Annotated in this window: 11 protein-coding genes; 3 read left to right on the top strand and 8 right to left on the bottom strand. The window is 63.4% G+C overall.

Going from position 1 to position 19588, the window contains the following annotated elements:
* Positions 1–253 precede the first annotated feature (253 nt).
* Positions 254–940, bottom strand: a complete 687-nt coding sequence (locus NKI10_RS14435; protein ID WP_023694398.1) for a D-lyxose/D-mannose family sugar isomerase — start codon at positions 938–940, stop codon at positions 254–256.
* Between the two features lie 150 nt (positions 941–1090).
* On the opposite strand from NKI10_RS14435, the gene NKI10_RS14430 reads away from it, so the two are divergent.
* From NKI10_RS14430 to NKI10_RS14420, 3 genes are all read left to right on the top strand, one after another.
* Positions 1091–2149 carry a D-TA family PLP-dependent enzyme gene (locus NKI10_RS14430; RefSeq protein WP_352860581.1) on the top strand — a complete coding sequence of 353 codons (1059 nt, stop codon included), beginning with the start codon at positions 1091–1093 and terminating at the stop codon, positions 2147–2149.
* Between the two features lie 69 nt (positions 2150–2218).
* Positions 2219–2497, top strand: a complete 279-nt coding sequence (locus NKI10_RS14425) for a type II toxin-antitoxin system RelE/ParE family toxin (protein ID WP_352860579.1) — start codon at positions 2219–2221, stop codon at positions 2495–2497.
* A gap of 15 nt (positions 2498–2512) precedes the next feature.
* Positions 2513–2809, top strand: coding sequence for an addiction module antidote protein (locus NKI10_RS14420; RefSeq protein ID WP_023672893.1), 297 nt, complete (start codon positions 2513–2515; stop codon positions 2807–2809).
* A 47-nt stretch (positions 2810–2856) separates the two neighbouring features.
* Here NKI10_RS14420 and NKI10_RS14415 read toward each other — a convergent pair whose 3' ends face one another.
* The 7 genes from NKI10_RS14415 to hutU form a co-directional block, all read right to left on the bottom strand.
* Positions 2857–4488: a tetratricopeptide repeat-containing sulfotransferase family protein gene (locus NKI10_RS14415; protein ID WP_352860577.1), complete on the bottom strand. Its 1632-nt coding sequence runs from the start codon at positions 4486–4488 to the stop codon at positions 2857–2859.
* A 35-nt stretch (positions 4489–4523) separates the two neighbouring features.
* Entirely contained in the window at positions 4524–5195 is a 672-nt protein-coding gene (locus tag NKI10_RS14410; protein ID WP_023689643.1) for an outer membrane protein, read from the bottom strand.
* 191 nt (positions 5196–5386) lie between these two features.
* A complete protein-coding gene (locus tag NKI10_RS14405) occupies positions 5387–6148 on the bottom strand; it encodes a heme ABC transporter permease (protein ID WP_023715243.1) in 762 nt (253 codons plus the stop codon).
* A 166-nt stretch (positions 6149–6314) separates the two neighbouring features.
* Positions 6315–8087: a glucan ABC transporter ATP-binding protein/ permease gene (locus tag NKI10_RS14400; protein WP_352860574.1), complete on the bottom strand. Its 1773-nt coding sequence runs from the start codon at positions 8085–8087 to the stop codon at positions 6315–6317.
* Between the two features lie 343 nt (positions 8088–8430).
* Positions 8431–17010 (bottom strand): glycoside hydrolase family 94 protein, encoded by an 8580-nt coding sequence (locus NKI10_RS14395; RefSeq protein ID WP_352860572.1) that lies wholly within the window; start codon positions 17008–17010, stop codon positions 8431–8433.
* Positions 17011–17299: 289 nt separating this feature from the next.
* Positions 17300–17899: a HutD/Ves family protein gene (locus tag NKI10_RS14390; protein ID WP_352860591.1), complete on the bottom strand. Its 600-nt coding sequence runs from the start codon at positions 17897–17899 to the stop codon at positions 17300–17302.
* Between the two features lie 12 nt (positions 17900–17911).
* Positions 17912–19582 (bottom strand): urocanate hydratase, encoded by a 1671-nt coding sequence (gene hutU / locus NKI10_RS14385; protein WP_502896825.1) that lies wholly within the window; start codon positions 19580–19582, stop codon positions 17912–17914.
* Between the last annotated feature and the right edge of the window lie 6 nt (positions 19583–19588).

Raw genomic sequence — 19588 nt, 5'->3', positions numbered from 1 at the left:
TCTCATCCCCAGCAAGACACTCCACAACAAACCGTAGCCGCTCGTCCATGATGCCAGTCTCTCGCCAAACCATCGCCGGTCCTCCCGGCGAAGGAGAAAACTGTCACCCATGCTATCGGTCCATTCTGTTACCTATCTATCCGGTTCGGACATCAGCCCCTTCTCCCGTCACTATACGGGGAGAAGATGCCGGCAGGCAGATGAGGGGCAGCGCCGACTGATGAAATGAAGTCGATGCTGAGTGCCTCTCGCCCTACCCCACCCACTTCTCATAGTCGGACACCAGCAGGTGCACCGGCGCGACATCCTCGTCGATGTTGGAGAAGCGGCCGATCGGCTCGCGGAAGACGTTGTCGGTGAGATCGTCATTGACGGTCGAGACCTCACCGATCAGCACATCCTTGCCCTCGGCCCAGAAGGCGTGCCAGACGCCGGGCAGCAGCGTCACGCTCTGGCCCGGGTCGAGCTTCAGGAGCCCGCCTGCCGGCAGCCTGTGGATGGTGCCGTCGACCGGCACCGTCACTTCGGCCTTCGGATCGATGCCGCCGTCGCGATCGTGCATGAACAGTTCCAGCACGAGCTTACCGCCGCCGCGGTTGATGATGTCCTCGGCCTTGATGTTGTGGCGGTGCATCGGCGACAGCTGATCCTTGCGCGAGATCATGATCTTCTCGGCATAAAGCATGCCCATGCCCTTCTTCATGTCGGCATAGACGCCGTTGCGAACGGTGAACAGGAACAGGCCGAGTTCGTCGAATTTTTCCTGGCCGTAATCGGTGATGTCCCAACCGAGCCGCGAGGTGAAAATGGCGGCGGAGTCGGCCTTGCGCGCCTTCATCTCTTCCGGGCTCCAGTAGGCGAAGGGCGGCATGATGTAGCCGAACGAGCGGATGAAGGCGTCTGCATCGCGGATGATGTCGTTGACGGTGGAGCGTTTCATGATCGTGATCCCTTCGCGTCGCGTTCCCTGGAGTTATCTGAAGCGCATAGCCGAACAGCGCTGCGGTGTCGACGCAAACTGCGTGCTGGCCCCATGACATCCGTGCGGATCGGGGCCATAAGTCAGCCAGATTTCCCAGGGTGATATTTCATGCAAGGCATAGACGACCTCGACACGCCGGCGATCCTCATCGACGCAGCCCGCGCCGAAGCCAACATCACACGAGCGCAGGCGCATGCCGACCGCCACGGGCTGAAACTCAGGCCGCACATCAAGACGCACAAACTGCCTTATTGGGCGAAGAAGCAGATGGCGGCCGGCGCGGTCGGCATCACCTGCCAGAAGATCGGCGAGGCCGAAGTGATGGCCGATGCCGGGCTGACCGATATTTTCCTGCCCTACAACATCCTTGGCCGCGCCAAGCTGGAGCGGCTCAAGGCCCTGCATGGCCGTGTGACACTGTCAGTGACGGCCGACAGCCTCGAAACGCTGGAGGGGCTCGCCGCCACCTTCACCGATGCAGGGCACCCCCTGCCCGTCCTGGTCGAATGCGACACCGGCATGGGCCGTTGTGGTGTGCAAAGCGCCGCCGAGGCGCTGGCACTGGCGAAGTTGATCGACCAAGCCAAGGGGCTCACCTTCGGCGGGCTGATGACCTACCCCGCGGCCGGCCGCGCCGCCGAGGCTGAATCGTGGCTGGCCGGCGCCAAACAAACGCTCGCGGCCTCGGGTCTCGCCTGTGATCGCATCTCCAGCGGCGGCACGCCTGACATGTGGCGCTCGGGCGAGGACAGCGTGGTGACCGAATACCGCCCCGGCACCTACATCTACCTCGACCGGTATCAGGTCGCCAAAGGCGTCGGCACGCTCGACGATTGTGCGCTGACGGTGCTCGCCACCGTGGTCAGCCATCCGACGCCGGCCCGCGCCATCCTCGACAGCGGCAGCAAGGCGCTGTCCAGCGACACGCTGGGGCTCGCCGATTTTGGCGAGCTGCTCGGCATGCCCGGCGCCCGCGTCACCAGCTTGAGCGAGGAACATGGCACGGTCACGCTTGCGAATGGCGCGAGCCTGCGCATCGGCGAACGCGTTCGCGTGGTGCCTGATCATTGCTGCGTCGTGACCAACCTGTTCGACCAGGTGCATCTGATCGACGGTGACAAGGTGCTGGAAACGCTGAAGGTGGAAGCGCGTGGGCGGATGGGGTGAGGCTTTTCGTTTTGGAGGCTCGCCCTATTTCGACATTGACGAATTGTAATTTATAACTTACTAGTCCCCATGGCAATCCTGAAGCAGACAGCCACCTTTCGGAGGTGGCACCAAAAGCTGAAAGACGGAAGAGCCAAGGCGGCAATTGCCGTTCGGCTGCAACGTTTGATTGTAGGAAATCCCGGCGACGTGGCCCCAGTGGGTGAAGGCATCAGTGAATTGCGCATTCACTATGGGCCCGGCGCGTTTATTTTCACAAGCGCGGTGAAACGGTCATCCTGCTCCTGTGCGGCGGGGATAAATGTTCACAAGAAACCGACATACGGACAGCAAAGCGCCTGGCCGTAGAATGGAGTGACGACAATGGTTGAAAAAATCTATGATTTCGATCCCGCCGAAATGCTCGATTCCGATACGGCAATCGAGGCGTTTCTGGCAGAGGCAATGGAAACCGGAGACGCCAAATTCGTCGCGTCCGCCCTCGGTGTCGTTGCCCGCGCCAAGGGGATGAGCAACATTGCCAGAAAGACCGGCTTGGCTCGCGAGCATCTTTATACCTCGCTCAGCGAAAACGGCAATCCTACGCTGGAAACCACACTGGCGGTCATGAAAGCATTCGGCTTTCATTTGGCCCCAAAGCACGATGCAACTCAGGTCTAATCTACGCCAGCGCGCGTCGAGCGCGAGGTTGTTCGGGCCAACTGAAATCAGGACTGACAAACCGGACCCAGCGCCGCCTTCAGCGGATCCAGCGCGTCGCCATACAGCTTCCAGCGCTCGACCGAGGATGAATAGATCGGCTGGCGCACCTGCCAGCGGCTCGGCGTCCGCACCGTGCGCTCGGTTTCGTTGAAACGCAGGCAGGCATCGTCCCACTCGACGCCGAGGAATCCGATCAATACACGGGCGCGATTTTCGAAATCGGCGACCGTTTCTTCGTAGGGCATGTCGTGGATATCCAGCGGGATGACCTTGGCCCAATGGCGCATTAGGCGGTCATACTGCCGGTAATACTGCCCAAGCTTGGTCAGATCGGCATTATAGCCGTGCGCCTCGGAAAAGTTATGCATGAAACAGGACGCGCAATTGTCCATCGGGTCACGCCGGCAATGGATGATGCGGGCATTCGGCAAGATCAGGCTGATGAAGGCCAGCAGCTCGAAATTATGCGGCATCTTGTCGACGACAAGCCGCGCCTTGCTGTTGCGTCTGTTGAGATCGTCGAGATACTTCGATCCAAGCTCCTTGGCCTTGGCCGCAGTGAGCGCCGCCATGCCCTTGGTGAAAATGGCTGGGTCGAGCTTGTCGAACCCAAGTTCGCCGGCAAGTGAACGAATGGTCGACAACTCGCCGGCGCCATGGATATCGCGATGGCTGGCGCATATCTGCTCGGTCAGCGTCGTTCCCGACCGGGGCATGCCGACGATGAAGACCGGGCGCCTGGATGGATTTCCCAAACTGGCTCGCGTCTTGAAGAAGCCGGCGTCGAAGGTGTCGATGAAGCTGTCGTAAAGCTGGGTGTGCCGGTCGATGTCGAAATCATTGCCGGAAATCGCCTTGGCCCTCGCGAAATGGCGGATGGCCGGGCTATACTCGCGCTGATCATTGAGCATCTTGCCGGCGGCGTGGTGCAGCACTACCCGCTCGCGATCGGTGGTCGTCGGCAATTCCAGGCGTTTCAGCACCAAAGGCAACGTCGGATCGTCCTTGACCGCCCGGCGCGCAAGCGCCATTCCAGCCAGCGCCTCGACATGGCCCGGGTCGATGGCAAGGGCCTTGCTGAAGCATTCGACCGCCTCGGCCGGCCGGCCAATGTCGGTGAGCAAATCGCCCATACCGGCAAGTGCCATCACCGACTGGCCGTCGATAGCCAGCGCCTGGCGATAGAACCCTTCGGCAATGTCGCCCTCGAGCTGGCTGCGGTAGGAGCGGCCGAGATTGCACAGCGCTTCGATGAGCCCTCCGTCGAGCTCGATCGCCTTTCTCAGATGTCTGCGCGCCTTGTCGACGTTGCCGGTGACATTGTAGGCGTTGCCGAGATTGTTGCGGAAGATGGCGTTGTCCGGTTCGAGCTTGACCGCCCTTTCCATATAGGCAATGGCGGCGTCATGATGCTCGGCCTCGATGGCGAGCGTGCCCATCAGGTTCAGCGCCATGGCATTTTTGGGCTGCGTGCGAAGCACCGTCTGGTAGCAGAACTCGGCCTCGCGAAAACGCTTGCGCCGTTGCAGGTCGATGCCGCGCTGCAATGTCTTTTCCGCCGGCTCACCGGCGGTCGGCAGCGAGGCTGGGATCATTGCCGGCAGGCCCAGGGGTTGCCGGCGTGGCAAGAGCGGCATCCGTCAAATCCCGGTCGCGGCCTGCGACGAACCAATCAGAACTTCAGGGTAACGCCAAGCTGGAGATTGTGGGAGTACAATTTGGCGTTCTCGTATGTGCCGCCGCCATCATTGTCGTCTAGATCCACGCTTGTCACGGCCTTAAAGCGGTAACCGAAATCGAGGTCGACATTCTGCGTTACCGCGTAGGTAACACCGGCGCCCACTTGGCCGGCGAAACCCCAGCCGCCAGGCCCGTATCCAAAGGCGTGGCCATCAAAGTGAGTATCGGCGGTAACATAGGCCGCGCCGAGACCGCCGCCGACATAGAGTTTGGCATCACCAAAATGCGCAACATCGGCCCAGACGTTGGCGAGAAGATAGGTGGCCGACAGATTGCCGGAAGCCGGATAGTTGCCGACGCCCGTGTAGCTGTATTCGCTTGCCTTGTAGCGCGCGTAGGACAGTTCGCCTTCGACACGAAACACATCGTTGATGCGTCGACCGACAGCGCCGCCGATTACGAACCCGGTATCAAGATCGACTGAATAGCCAGTACCATTGTAGTCCGTTTTCACATGGTTCGGGAAACTGGCGCCGCCGAAGAGCGTGACGTACCAGAGATCCTCTGCCCTCGGAACGTCGACGATCGCGTCGGCGGCGTAGGCCGAACTCCAGCCAAGCACCAATGCCGTTGTCGACACACCAGCCAGTAGAAGCAGTTTCATCGTCGATTCCCTCGTAGCGTTCCAGCTACTTGCTCGCCTGCGGTTGGAGCTGTCAATAAGCAGACGCAGTCAGGGCACTCTTTCAGGAATCCTCGTTGCTGTACAGCAACATAGCAGCATATTCTAATTTAGACGGAGATAGGCAAAGGCTGCTGTTTCGGTTGTCATTCGAGTGGCCGGAAGAGAACCGCCTAGTCGCGTTGCTCTGCCTGCCGCGCCGCGATGCGCCTCATGGCAATGACCCGCCGGCGGCGAATCTCAGTGCGCATCGCCGTCAAATGCAGCGCGAAGAACAGCACGGTGAAGCCGAGCGCCATCACCAGCAGTGGCCATAGCAGGCTGGGATCGATCGTCGGTCCGCCGAGCCGGAACACCGAGGCCGGCTGGTGCAGCGTGTTCCACCAGTCGACCGAGAATTTGATGATCGGGATGTTGATGAAGCCGACGAGCGTGATGATGGCGGCGGCCCAGGCGGCGCGGCTGGCGTCATCGAGCGCACGCGTCAGCGCGATGATGCCGAGATACATCAGGAACAGGATGAAGACCGAGGTCAGGCGGGCGTCCCAGACCCACCAGGTGCCCCACATCGGCTTGCCCCAGATCGAGCCGGTGACCAGCGCAAGCGCGGTGAAGGTGGCGCCGATCGGGGCTGCCGACTTCAGCGCGACATCGGCCAAGGGATGGCGCCAGACCAGCGTGCCGAGCGCGGCGACGGCCATCACCGTGTAGCACATCATGGCGAGCCAGGCGAAAGGCACGTGGATATACATGATGCGCACCGTGATGCCCTGCTGGAAATCCTCAGGCGCGGCAAAGCTCATATAGAGACCGATGGCGAGCAGGATCGCGGCGATCGACGCCAGCCACGGCACCAGCCTGTCGGCCAGCCCGACAAAGCGCGTCGGGTTGGCGAGGTCGGTCCAGCCGGCGAGGCGTGAGGAGGTATCGCTCATAGGGTCTAGATAGACCGGCGGCGCGTTCGGGGCAATCGAGCGGTTGTCGCAGTGCTTACCCTCCCCCTCGTGGGGAGGGTCGCTGCGAAGCAGCGGGGTGGGGGTGGCGGGCACTACCCCACCCGGACCTTCGGTCCGACCTCCCCACAAGGGGCAGGTAAAAAGCTTACGCAGCTTCGATATTCACCGTGCGGCTGAGACGGCGGACTTCCTCGTCGTTGAGCAGGCCGCCGGCGCGCAGCAGGCTGGCGAAACGGCCATTGCGCAGCGACAGTTCGGCGAAGCCGCCCATCTCGACCACCTTGCCCTTGTCCATGAACACGACCAGGTCGGCGTCGCGGACGGTGGTCAGGCGGTGGGCGATGATGAAGGTGGTGCGGTTGCGCCTCAGTTCGTCGATGGCTTCCTTGACGAGGTCCTCGGTCTCGACATCGAGCGCGCTGGTCGCCTCGTCGAGCACCAGAATCGGTGCGTCCTTGAGCACGGCGCGGGCAATGGCGATGCGCTGACGCTCGCCGCCCGAAAGCTGGCCGCCGCGCTCGCCAACGACGGTGTCATAGCCGGCGCTCTTGGCAAGGATGAAATCCTGCGCGGCAGCCGCGTTGGCGGCGGCGTGAACCTCGTCATAAGTCGCCTCGGCACGACCGACGCGGATGTTGTCCTCGATCGAGCGGTTGAGCAGGCCGGCATCCTGGAAGACGGTGGCGATCGAATGACGCAGCGACTTGCGGGTCACCGTGCGGGTGTCGATGCCGTCGATCAGGATACGGCCATGAGACGGCGAGAAGACGCGCTGCAAGAGGTTGATCAGCGTGGTCTTGCCGGCGCCGGTCGGGCCGACGATGGCAACCGTCTGCCCGGCCTGGACCTCGAAGGAGACGTCGTCGACGCCCTGCCGCGAATTGGCAAACTCGAAGCCGACATTCTCGAAGCGGACATGGCCGGTGACGTTGGTGAGGTCGCGCAAGCCGTCCGGCTCGGCGGAGTCGGCGGCCGAATCCTCGAGGTGATAGAAGTCCTCGAGCTTGGCGCGGGCTTCGGAAATCTGGTTGGCGAAAGCCGACATCTGGTCGAGGCGGGCAATCAGCAGCGTGGCAAAGCCGGTGAAGGCGATGACGTCGCCGATCTTGAGCTGGCCATGGGTGACCAGATAGGCGCCGATCAAAAGCACAACCATCATCGAAATGGTCGACGACAGGCGGTGCAGCGCATTGGCCATCGCCCACCAGTCGAGCACCGGGTTCTGCGCGTCGAGCAGGTTCTTGACATAGCGGCGCAGCGTATCGGCCTCGTGGCCGAGACGGTTGTAGCTCTGCAGCACGGCGACATTGCTGACCGAGTCGGTCACATGCGCGAACACCTGATGGTAGTGGCGCTCGACCGCGGCCTGGCCCGCCTTGGTGCGCTTCATCACAAGCCGGCCGATGCCGACATAGAGAACGCCCAGCGCCATCAGCACCAGCGACATGCGAAGATCCATGCTTATAGCGGTCGGAATCAGCAGAGCCAGCGCAACAGCCGTCGACAGATGCTGGCGCATGAATTCAAGCCACAGGCTGAACAGCGTCTCGACGGCGCGCAGCAGCGTGTGCAGCGCGTTGGAGGTGCCGCGCTGGTGGTGCCAGGCGAGCGGCATGGTGATCACGCGCTCGAACGACTGGCACAGCACCTCGCTGCGACGCTTGTGGGCAAAACGGTCGGCGCCGCGCGCCACCAGCACGAAGGCGACGATGTTAAAGGCGCCGAGACCGGCCCACAGCGCGAGCGTCGAAAACACCGAACCCTTATCGGAGATGGCGTCGATCACCCGGCCGAACATGATCGGCTCGAGGATGGCGATAATGGCGAGCGCGACATTCGCACCGCAGATAAACGCAACGCGCTTCCTGTCGGCTGCGAGATAACCCAGCGCTCTCCAGTAGATTTGCAGAAGTGACACTTCAGCTACTCCGCCCAAAACATTATTGTGCACCGCACCATTTCTTGACACGTACCGGTTAACGGGTCGCAAAACAATGCCCGTCTACCTCTTCCGTTCCCATTCTGCGAACAAAAGATGACGACGTTGCGAAATCTGCCGTGATCACCTAACGGTTTGAGATAAAAGGTGAAATGTCAGTCTTGCGGCAAAATCATGGCAGCAGCTGGCGCTGCCACATTTTTAGTCACTGCACGCTTGGACCGCCGTTATCGGGAAGGCACGCCGTTCTGCGCCAGGAGCATGCCGAAGTAGAAAACGCGCGCCTCGAAAGGCGCGCGTCAATAACCTGAAGCCTTTGATTTTACGCGGGTATCTTGACGACCACCTCGGTCTTGTCGCCGGCTTTCGGCTGAAAACCGGAAGACTTTGTCTTGGTTCCATTGACTTCGAGCGAGATGGATTTGGCCTTTTTGTCGCGGATGACGCGAACCTTGATCTCCGACCCCAGCATCTTCAGCGTGGCAGAATAGCCGTCCCAATGGCTGGGCAGTTTCGGCCGGAACGTGATCTGCTTGCCCCGCCGCTCAATGCCCAGAATTCCTTCGACCGCAGCACGGTAGAGCCATCCCGCTGAGCCCGTATACCAGGTCCAGCCGCCGCGACCGCCCTTGCCCTCACCGGAATAGATGTCGGCGGCGACGACGTACGGCTCGACGCGGTAATGCTCGGCCGATGCATCGTCGAGCGCATGGTTGACCGGGTTCAGCATCGAGAAGCAGCGATAGGCATCGTCGGTGCGGCCCATTTCAGCGAGCGCGATGACAAACCAGGTCGCCGCATGGGTGTACTGGCCGCCGTTCTCGCGCACGCCCGGCGGATAACTCTTGATGTAACCAGGGTCCTTTCTCGTGTTCTGGAAGGCCGGGGTAAACAGTTTGACGATCTTGAGCTTGTCGTCGACCAGCAGGTTCGTCGCCTGCTGCATCGCCGTGGTCGAGCGCGCGGGGTCGCCCTCGCCGGAGAGCACGCTCCACGACTGCGCGATGGAGTCGATCTTGCACTCGTCCGAATTATGCGAGCCAAGCGGCGTGCCGTCGTCGTAGCTGCCGCGGCGATACCACTGGCCGTCCCAGGCGGTGCTTTCCAGCGCCCGCTTCAGCGCATCGGCGTGTTTTGTCCAGGCCTGCGCCCGTTTGGTGTCGCCTTGCCCCTTGGCCACGGTGGTAAAGTCGCCCAGCGTCTTCAAAAGGAACCAGCCGAGCCAGACACTCTCCCCCTTGCCGGCTTCGCCGACGCGGTTCATGCCGTCGTTCCAGTCGCCGCCGAGGATCAGCGGCAGCCCAGCCGGGCTGCTGCGCTTGACCGCAAGGTCGAGTGCGCGCGCGCAATGGTCGTAGAGCGAAGCGTTCGTCTTGGAGATTTCCGGCGTAAAGAAGGCGTCGTGCTCGCCCTCGCCCAGCACCTGCCCGTCGATGAAAGGCAGCTGCTCGTTCAGGATCCCTGTATCGCCGGTCACCTCGATGTAGCGATTGGTGGCATGCGCCAGCCAGACCACATCGTCGGAGATCATAGTGCGCACGCCGGCGTCGGTGCGCGGCAACCACCAATGCTGGACATCGCCTTCGGGGAACTGCCGGCGCGCCGCATTGAGGATCTGGTCGCGCGCCAGTTTCGGATCATGCGCAAGCAGGGCCAGCGTGTCCTGCAGCTGGTCGCGGAAGCCGAAGGCGCCGCTTGCCTGATAAAAGGCCGAGCGGGCGCGGATGCGGCAGGCCAGGCTCTGATAGGGCAGCCAGTGATTGACCATGGCGTCGAGCGCCTTGTCGGGCGTCTCTACCTGGATGGTGTCGAGGAAGCCGCGCCAGACGCGTTCATTGTCGGCCAGCCGCTGGTCGAAATCCTTGCCCGAATGAGTCTGCACCAACGCGCTCGCCTCGGCTGATGTGGCGGCGTCGCCAAGCAGCCAGACCAGCGTGACGTCGCCGCCGGCAGGGATATCGATTTCGCTGGCGACAGCTGCGCACGGATCGTCGCCGGCCTCGACGCGGCCCGACAGGCCGGCGCCGCTGACGACCGCGTGCGGGAATGCGCTGGTGCCGTGCCTACCGATGAACTCGCCACGATCGGCTGTCACCGAATGCACCGGACCGGTGGCGGCAAGGAAGGCCACTCGGTCGCCGAAATCGAGACCGTAGGGGTTTTGCGCCAGAAGCGCGCCAGTCGCTGGATCCCTGGACGGGATGATGGTCGCAGCCGTGCTCGAGCGATGGCTGCCGAGGACCCATTCGGCATAGGCATAGACGCGCAGCCGCGCCGGCGCCGAGCCTGAGTTCTGGATGCGCAGCCGCGTGATCTTCACTGGATCGACGGGATCGACGACGTGCGTCAGATCCATCGACAGCGGGCCGCGTTTGGACCGGAAGGTGGAGAAGCCCTGGCCGTGCCATGTCTCATAGGTCATCGAGGGATCGCGGACCACGGCAGCCAGCGGCGAGAATGCCTTGCCGCTGGCCTGATCGTAGATGTAGATGCCCTCGCCCGGCCGGTTGGTGACCGGATCATTCGACCATGGCGTCAGCTGGTAATCGCGGCTGTTGCGGCTCCAGGTGAAGGCAGCGCCTTCGGCCGAGACATGGAATCCGAACGAGGCGTTCGAGACGACGTTGATCCAGGGCTGCGGCGTCGAGCGCCGCCCGGCAAGGCGGGTGACATAGTGGCGGCCGTCGCCCTCGAAACCGCCAAAGCCGTTCCATTGGCTGAGGCCGCTGCCGTCGGCGGTGCTGTCGGACGCGGCATGGTATGCAGGCGCCGCCGGCACCGGCAGAGACGGCTCGCGCAGTGACGCGGGGGGCGCCGGCTGCAGGGCATCGCGTGCTTGCAAGGCTGCCGCCTCGGCGCGTTCGATCTGGTCGAAGATGGTGCCGTTGCGCGTGTGCAGAACCACGCGGGCAACCGCCAGCAGCGTCTTGTACGTCGCCTCGTCCATGAGGTCGCGGCGCACGGCGAAGATGTGCTGGCGCGGCCCGAGTTCCTTGCCGCGCAGGCGGCTGTTTTCGCACAGCGTCTCGACCGCGCGCTGCAGATCCTGGACATAGGACGATGCCTGCTCGTTGACGACCACGAAGTCGATCATCATGCCGCGGGCGCGCATATACTCCTGGAAGCGCAGCGCCTGGGCGACAATTTCGAGGTCGGCCACGTCGCCGATGCGGACCAGGAAGATCGGGAAATCGCCCGAAATGCTGGTCGGCCACAGGCTGGACTGCTTGCCCAGCCCCGAAGCGATGGATTCGCCGGGCAGGCGCAGGAACGGATCGGGATAGATCAGGAAGCGCGCCAGCTTCTGCACGTTGGCGGCGTCGGTCAGGCTGAGACCAAGATGGCGGGTCTGCACCTGCGAACGCGTCCAGGCAAGCATCGCCTGGCGGGCAAAACTTTCGGGATGGTCGAGCCTGGCGATGGCCTCGTCCAGTTCGGCGCGGTTGGCGCCGACGGCGGTCCAGAAGGTCAGCGATATCTTCTTGTTGGCCGGCACCCGCACCTGGCGGCGCAGGGCCGCTACCGGATCGAGGGTGAAGCCGTGGTGACCGCCAAGCTTGGCGCCGGGATCGAAGGCCGCCGCTTCCGCGATGGTACGGCCACGGCCGATGAAGGCACGGCGGTCGGTTTCGGCCTCGGCATCGCGCGCCGACCCGGACGGATCGGTGACGAAATGCACCATGGTGACGTCAGGCTCGTTCTTCTCGCGCTTGCGCCTGGTGGCAAAGATGGCGCCGTTGTTGGCAGCGATCTCGGTCTCGATAAACATTTTCGAGAACGCAGGATGGGCATTGTCGGAGGCTTCGTTGCCCAGCACCAGCTCGGCAAAGGAGGTCACCTCGATATGCCGGTCAGTGGCGCCGTCGTTGTAGAGCGTGACGCGCCGTCCCTCGCCATTGCCTTCCGAGATGACGATGCATTCGACCTCCGAACGCAGCGAGCCCACTGTTTTGACGAAGCTCGCCTTGTCGTCGGAAAACAGCGTCTGCACTCTCTCGCCGGTCGCCTGCTTCGGCTCCGCGGTGGCCGACCACCAGTCGCCGCTGCCGGCGTCGCGCAGGAAGATGTAGGAGCCGAGCCGGTCTTCGGTCGGGTCGGGCTGCCAACGGGTGACGGCGAGTTCGCCCCAGCGGCTGTAACCGGAACCGGTGGCCGAGACCATGACGGAGTAGCGGCCATTGGACATGACGCTGGTGGCGCGCAACGCCCTCAGCGGGTCGAGGACGATGCGCGAATCCGGGCTCTCGACCTCGGTCTCGTCCTTCGAGCGCTCGTCGGCTTCGGTCCTGACCGTGGCGGTCGGGATGTCGCGCGGCGCCCTCTCCTGCAGCAGGAGTTCGGCAGACTCGATCACCGGATCGCTGTGGAAGCGGTCGCGCAGCCGGCCCTCGAAGATGGCGTCGGCAACGGCGGCGATCGACATGCCGGAGTGATGCGCCATGTAGTTCAGGACAACAGCGTGGTCGGTGCCTTCCGGCACGCGCTGCGGCGTGAAGTCGACGGCGTCGTAAAAGCCATGCCGGCCGAGAGCGCCGATGGAGCGCAGCCTAGCCAGATTCTGGACGGATTCGCGCGGTGTGAACTGCGCCGCGAGGATCGTGGCGTAAGGGGCGATCACCGTGTTCTGGCCAAGGCCGCGCTTGAGGCCAAGTCCGGGCACGCCGAAATTGGTATACTGGTAGGTCAGTTCGCGGTCGCGGGCATTGTAGGCCGCTTCCGAAATGCCCCAGGGCACGTTCTTCGAACGCGCGTACTGGATCTGACGCTTGATGATCAGCTTGCTGGTCTGGTTGAGGATCGAGCCCTGCGGTTCCTTCATCACCAGTGGCGGCATCAGATACTCGAACATCGAGCCCGACCAGGACATCAGCGCACCCTGGAAGCCGATCTCGACGATCGGCCTTCCAAGCCGGAACCAATGCTCCGTGGGCAGGTCACCCTTGGCGATGGCGAACAGGCTGGTCAGCCGCGCCTCGGAGGCGAGCAGATCGTAGCAGCTCTCGTCGAGCTGGTGCTCCTCGACCCGGTAGCCGATCGAGAGCAGTTTGCGCTCCTGACGCATCAGGAAAGAGAAATCCATCTCGAAGGCATAGCGGCGGCAGCGTTCGCGCAGCGCCAGCAGCTTGGCGCGCAAGGCTTCGACGGCGTTTTCGTCGCTGTGCGAGTCATGCACATGCGCCTCGCAGGTCGCTTCCAGCCGTGCCGCCCAGTCGGCGATAATGTCGCTGCGCTGCGATCCGGCCTCGGTGTGGATGGCGGTGGCGAGCTTGCGGATCTCGCCGGCAAGCACGGCCAGGTTAATGGTGCGGATTGAGGCCATCTCCGGCTGCGCCTTGATGGTCATGACGGCGCGCCGCATGCCATCGAGGCGATCGGCCAGACGCTGGCGCAACGGCCGCAGTTGCCGGCGGTCGTCAGGCAATTCCTCGAGGCTCTCGTCGAGGATGCTCACCGTGTCGAGGACGCCTTCGAAATCGCCCTGCAGGTGAACGGACGGGGCTTCCGCCCATTCGGCACAGGCAGCCGCGACCGCGACCAGATGTCCGGCGAGATTGCCGCTGTCGACGGCGGAGATGTAGAGCGGGTAGAGCGGCTTGAGCGTCGTCGTGTCGTACCAGTTGAAGAGATGGCCGCGGTTGCGCGGCATGCTCTCGATGGTCGTCATCGTGGCGTCGATGCGGGTGATGGCATCGGAGAGCGCAATCCAGCCGAAATCGCGTGCCGACACCACCGACAGCAGGTAGACGCCGATATTGGTCGGCGACGTCCGCGGCGCCACAACCGGCGCCGGGCTTTCCTGGAAATTGTCGGGCGGCAGATTGTGGTGCTCGGCCGTGACGAAGGTTTCGAAATAATGCCAGGTGCGGCGCGCCACGGTGCGTAGCGCGTGGATGTCGGCCTGCGATATGCGCAGGCGGTCCTCGGTCTCGGCCGAGCGGCTGATCCAGCAGGCAACCGCCGGCGAACCGATCCAGAACAGAGCGAAGAAGAAGGCGACGAAGGCACCGGTGGAATCGGCCAGCACGGGGATGGCGAGACCGACGACGCCGATGATCACGGCGCCATACATCATGCTGTAATAGGAGCCGAGATCGTTGTCGCCGCCCTTGTGCGCCTGCGATGCGGTGCGCCATTCCAGCAGGTTCTGGCGGCTGACGAACAGGCGGTAGAGCGTGCGCACGATGGCGTCGCCCATCATCCAGGCATTGTGCGCCATCAACAGCACTTTCAGCGCCACAAGGGCCGTGCCGAAGACGGTGTCGTGGGCCAGCGCGGAGAAATGGCCGCGCGGCGTCTGGTCGCCGCTCTTGGGCAGGATGGCGTTGACGACATCGAAGGTCGGCGCCATGAACAGCGACAGGATCAGCAGCGCCTGCCACTGCGCGGCCTGCGTGAAGGGCAGCAGCGTCCAGCCGGCAATCGCCGCCATGACCCAGAAGATCGGGGTCAGCGAGCGGCGCAGATTGTCGACCATCTTCCAGCGCGACAGCGCCGGCACGCCGGAACGCGGCGAGACGATGAAGCGCAGCAGCTGCCAGTCGCCGCGCGCCCAGCGGTGGTGGCGCGAGGCGTCGACCGAGTAGCGGGTAGGATAGTCCTCGACCAGTTCGACATCGGTGACAAGTGCTGCGCGCGCCAACGCACCTTCGAGCAGATCGTGGCTGAGGACGGTGTTTTCCTCGATGCGGCCCTGCAGCGCCGCCTCGAAAGCGTCGACGTGATAAAGGCCCTTGCCGGTGAAAGAGCCGTCGCTGAAGACGTCCTGGTAGAGATCCGAGACGGCAAAGACGTAAGGATCGAGACCGCTGTTGGACGAAAAGACGCGCTGGAAGAAAGAAGCGTCGTCGCCGCTGGTGAGCGAGGCTGTGATGCGCGGCTGCAGAATGGTGTAGCCGGCGGTAACGACGCGCTTTGTCGCGTCGAAATGCGGGCGGTTGAGCGGATGGGCGAGCTTGCCGACCAGTGACGACACAGCGTCGCGCGTGGTGCGCGTGTCGGCGTCGAGCGTCATGACATAGACGACCTTTTCCGGCAGCGGCACGTCGAGCGGCAGGAAGGTGGTGTCGCTATCGCCGCGCAAGAGAAGGTTCAGCTCATGCAGCTTGCCGCGCTTGCGCTCCCAGCCCATCCAGGCGCCCTGCGCCTGGTTGTAGAGCCGGCGGCGATGCAGGATATAGAAACGCGGCGCGCCTTCCGAGGGATAACGGGCATTGAGCCTGGCGATCTCGTCGCGCGCATATTGCAGGATCTCGATGTCGGCGGCGTCGATCTCGGTCTTGGAATCCGGCCAGTCGGACAGCAGCGCGAAATGGATTTCTTCGGCCGTGTTGGCGAGGTGATGCACCTCGATGTTGCGGATGTTTTCCTCGACATCATCGCGCGAGCCGATCAGCGACGGCACCACGACCAAGGTGCGTGATGCCGCCGGAATGCCGTGCTTGTAGTCATAGCCGACGAGCCGCGTCGGCTTCAGGAACAGTGAAACAACGGTGTTGAAGAAGGCGAGCGCGCCTTCGCTGGCAGGCACCGCAAACAGCGCCAGCATCAGCGTGATGGATTCCACCGACAGGCCAAGATGGGCAAGCGCATTGCCGGAGACAACCAGCAGTAGCACCGTAAGCAGGAAGACCGGCACAACGATGCCGAGCCAGCCCGTGGCGGTGAAGGCTCGCTTGAAGGTCACATGGAAGGGCGGCCGGTAGCCGATCGCCTCTTCCAGATCCGGCCGGCGCGGGCCGACCAGGAAGAAGCCGACATCGGTATGCATGGCCGGATCGGCTGATGCATCCGGCACGCCGGAGGCATCGGTGACGCCGGGGACATGGCTGGCCAGCTCGATGGCCTTTTCGGCGACACGGAATTCGGACAGGTCGGAGCGGCGCGCCAGTTGCTCGATCGACGTGCGGTACTGGTCGCGCGAAAAGAAATCGAGCGCGGCGAAATCGGTGCGCTCGCGCAAGAGCGTGTCGATGCGGCTGACGCCCTCGAACCACACCGTCCAGTCGACGTCGTTGATGAGGCGCAGGCCGCGGATGATGTTGCCGGTGGTGACATTGCCGCTGGACAGCGTGCGATGCTCGGAAATGATGATTTCCTCGGCGTCGGAGCCGGTTTTCTCGAGCTCGACCTCCAGCCATTCCAGCGCCCTGCCGGCATTCTGCGAGCCGTCGCGCAGGCGGTAGAGCAACTGGGTGGCGAAGGTGGTGTCCTGCGCATGCGCGCCGTAGCCCGACAGGATCTTCCGGCGGTCTGCATTGTCGTCGGTCGCCAGCACGCGGTCGGCGACCTCGTTGGCGATATGGCGCATCTGCCTGGTGCGGTCGACGCGCACGGCGATGCGGCGCAGATTCTCGATTAAAACGAAGCGCAGCAGCGACGGCAGCGCCCACAATTCGCCGATCTTGAGCGGCTCGACCGACTGAAAACCCTCGACGATGGATTTGAACATGGTCGCCGAAACCGAACTGTCGGAATGGGCAACATAGCTCCAGGCCAAGGCCAGCGCGCGCGGCACCGCGGCGCGATCGGCAACTTCCAGGGTCGGCAACTGCCGGTAGAAACGGCGCGGCAAGTCGCGCTTCACCTGAAAAATGGTCTCCTCGACGAGATAATTGTTGTCGAGCAGCCATTGCGCGGCAGGCGTGATGGTTTCGCCCTTGGCCTGGGCGGCATTGGTCGAGCGGTAGACTTCGAGGATTTTCTTGGCGCTGTCGCGGATGCGGGCCTGGAAATCGAACGGCGTCAGGCCGAACAGGTCCTTGATGTCGCCGTTGGCGAGGCTTTCGCCCAGCGCGCGCAGCCGCTCTTCGGGCAGGAAATTGGAGCGTATCGGCTCTTCGGTGATGACCGGGAAGCCGGCGCTGGACTTTTCGATTTGGGCAGGATTTGTCTGGATATTCATTGAAAATTCCGCATGGGGGACGCGATGCGGCGCCACCGCCACGGCAATGTCCCTAAAACCGATTCAAATGCAATTGGTTGCATGATTACACTGGCCGAAAGTTTTGCTTCGCACCACGCCAGAGGCGTTATCCCTTCGACATTTTAAGTGGGGCTTTCGACAACTCAAGGACGAGCACCCCTGCCCTCCCGTCCGCCTTGGAACGACGGAAGGATTCGGGCTTTTTCGTGATCCAGACAACAGCTTACGCCAGATTTCTCCGGCGTGCGATCATGTTTGGCAACAGGCGTTAATCGTTGTGCTGGCGGTGCGGCTGGCCCAGCCTGGCTATCCGGATGACGAACACGGTCGTCGGCCGTACCGGTTCAACCCGTAGTTTCGCCTGCGGACCGAGCAACAGCGTGTCGAGGGGTCCAAGACGAGACGATGTCGGGCCGCTGAGGCCGACCTCGCCGTCGAACGGCAGGATCAGGGTCATAGCGCTGGTCGGCCGGATATCGGTCGGAACCGAGAACACCAGGCGCTCGACCGTGTGCGTGGCCCGCGCGCGGCGGGTCATGACGTTGAGGTCGGTGATCGGACCGGAGATCAGCGCGGCCGTGGTCGGCACATCGGCCGGGAAGGACAGCGGGGCGGAAGCCGCCGTCACTTCGGCCGGCGGACGGCCGGCAATATCAAGCACGATACCCTCGCCTTCCAGCACGGCAAACGTGCGGTCGACGCCGGCAAAGCCCGAGAACGGGCCGCTGCCCTCGACTCGCGCCATCGAAACGCGCCAGTCGAAATCGTCCAGCCCGGCGCCGTCCGGCGAGACGGCGATCTCGGTGGTCGTGCCGCCGCCATTCTTCCACGGCATGACGCGGTAGTCGGCGGCCCGTACGATGCGCATCATTTAAGCCAATCAGCCTAAAATACCGGGCAGATTGAGCTGGTGCTCCTTCGCGCACTCGATGGCGATGTCGTAGCCGGCATCGGCGTGGCGCATGACGCCTGTCGCCGGATCGTTCCACAACACGCGCTGCAGGCGCCTTGCGGCGTCCGGCGTGCCGTCGGCGACGATGACCATGCCGGCATGCTGCGAGAAGCCCATGCCGACGCCACCGCCATGATGCAGCGACACCCAGGTTGCGCCCGACGCGGTGTTGAGCAACGCATTGAGCAGCGGCCAGTCGGAGACGGCGTCGGAGCCGTCCTTCATCGCTTCCGTCTCGCGGTTGGGCGAAGCCACCGAGCCGGAATCGAGGTGGTCGCGGCCGATGACGACGGGCGCCTTGAGTTCGCCCCTGGCCACCATCTCGTTGAAGGCGAGCCCCAGCCTGTGGCGGTCGCCGAGGCCGACCCAGCAGATGCGCGCCGGCAGGCCCTGGAAGGCGATGCGCTCACGTGCCATGTCCAGCCAGTTGTGCAGATGGGTGTTGCCGGGGGTGAGTTCGCGCACCTTGGCGTCCGTCTTGTAGATATCCTCGGGATCGCCCGAAAGAGCAGCCCAGCGGAACGGGCCGATGCCACGGCAGAACAGCGGCCTTATATAGGCCGGCACGAAACCCGGGAAAGCAAAGGCGTTCTCGAAGCCTTCGTCCTTGGCGACCTGGCGGATGTTGTTGCCATAGTCGAGCGTCGGCACGCCGGCATTCCAGAACGCGACCATCGCCTCGACATGCTGGCGCATTGAGGCGCGGGCGGCCTTCTCGACAGCCTTGGGATCGGAGACGCGCTTCTCGCGCCACTCAGCCATCGTCCAGCCCTTGGGCAGATAGCCGTTGATCGGGTCATGCGCCGAGGTCTGGTCGGTGACCATGTCGGGGCGGATGCCCCGCTTGAACATTTCCGGCACGATGTCGGCCGAATTGCCGAGCAGGCCGACCGACTTCGCCTCGCCGGCCTTGGTCCAGCGCTCGATCATTTCCATCGCTTCGTCGAGCGTCTCGGCCTTCTCGTCGACATAGCGGGTGCGCAGCCGGAAATCGATCGAGTCCGGATTGCATTCGATGGCGAGGCAGCAGGCGCCGGCCATGACGGCGGCAAGCGGCTGGGCGCCGCCCATGCCGCCGAGGCCGCCGGTCAGGATCCATTTGCCCGTAAGGTTGCCATTGTAGTGCTGGCGGCCGGCCTCGACGAAGGTCTCGTAGGTGCCCTGCACGATGCCTTGCGTGCCGATATAGATCCAGGAGCCGGCCGTCATCTGGCCGTACATCATCAGGCCTTTTTTATCGAGCTCGTTGAATTTGTCCCAGGTCGCCCAATGCGGCACGATGTTGGAGTTGGCGATCAGCACGCGCGGCGCATCGGTGTGCGTCCGGAAGACGCCGACCGGCTTGCCGGACTGGACCAGCAGCGTCTCGTCTTCATTGAGGGTCTTCAACGAGGCGACGATGCTGTCGAAATCGTTCCAGGTGCGCGCGGCCCGGCCGATGCCGCCATAGACGACGAGCTCATTGGGGTTTTCGGCGACATCGGGATCGAGGTTGTTCATCAGCATGCGCAGCGGCGCTTCGGTCGTCCAGTATTTGGCGTTGAGCTTGTCGCCGCGGGGCGCGCGCACTTCGCGGATGTTGTGGCGAGGATTGTTCATCATTGT

Source organism: Mesorhizobium sp. M0802, from assembly GCF_040320115.1.
Taxonomy (GTDB): domain Bacteria; phylum Pseudomonadota; class Alphaproteobacteria; order Rhizobiales; family Rhizobiaceae; genus Mesorhizobium.
This window is presented reverse-complemented; position numbering and strand designations above follow the sequence as displayed.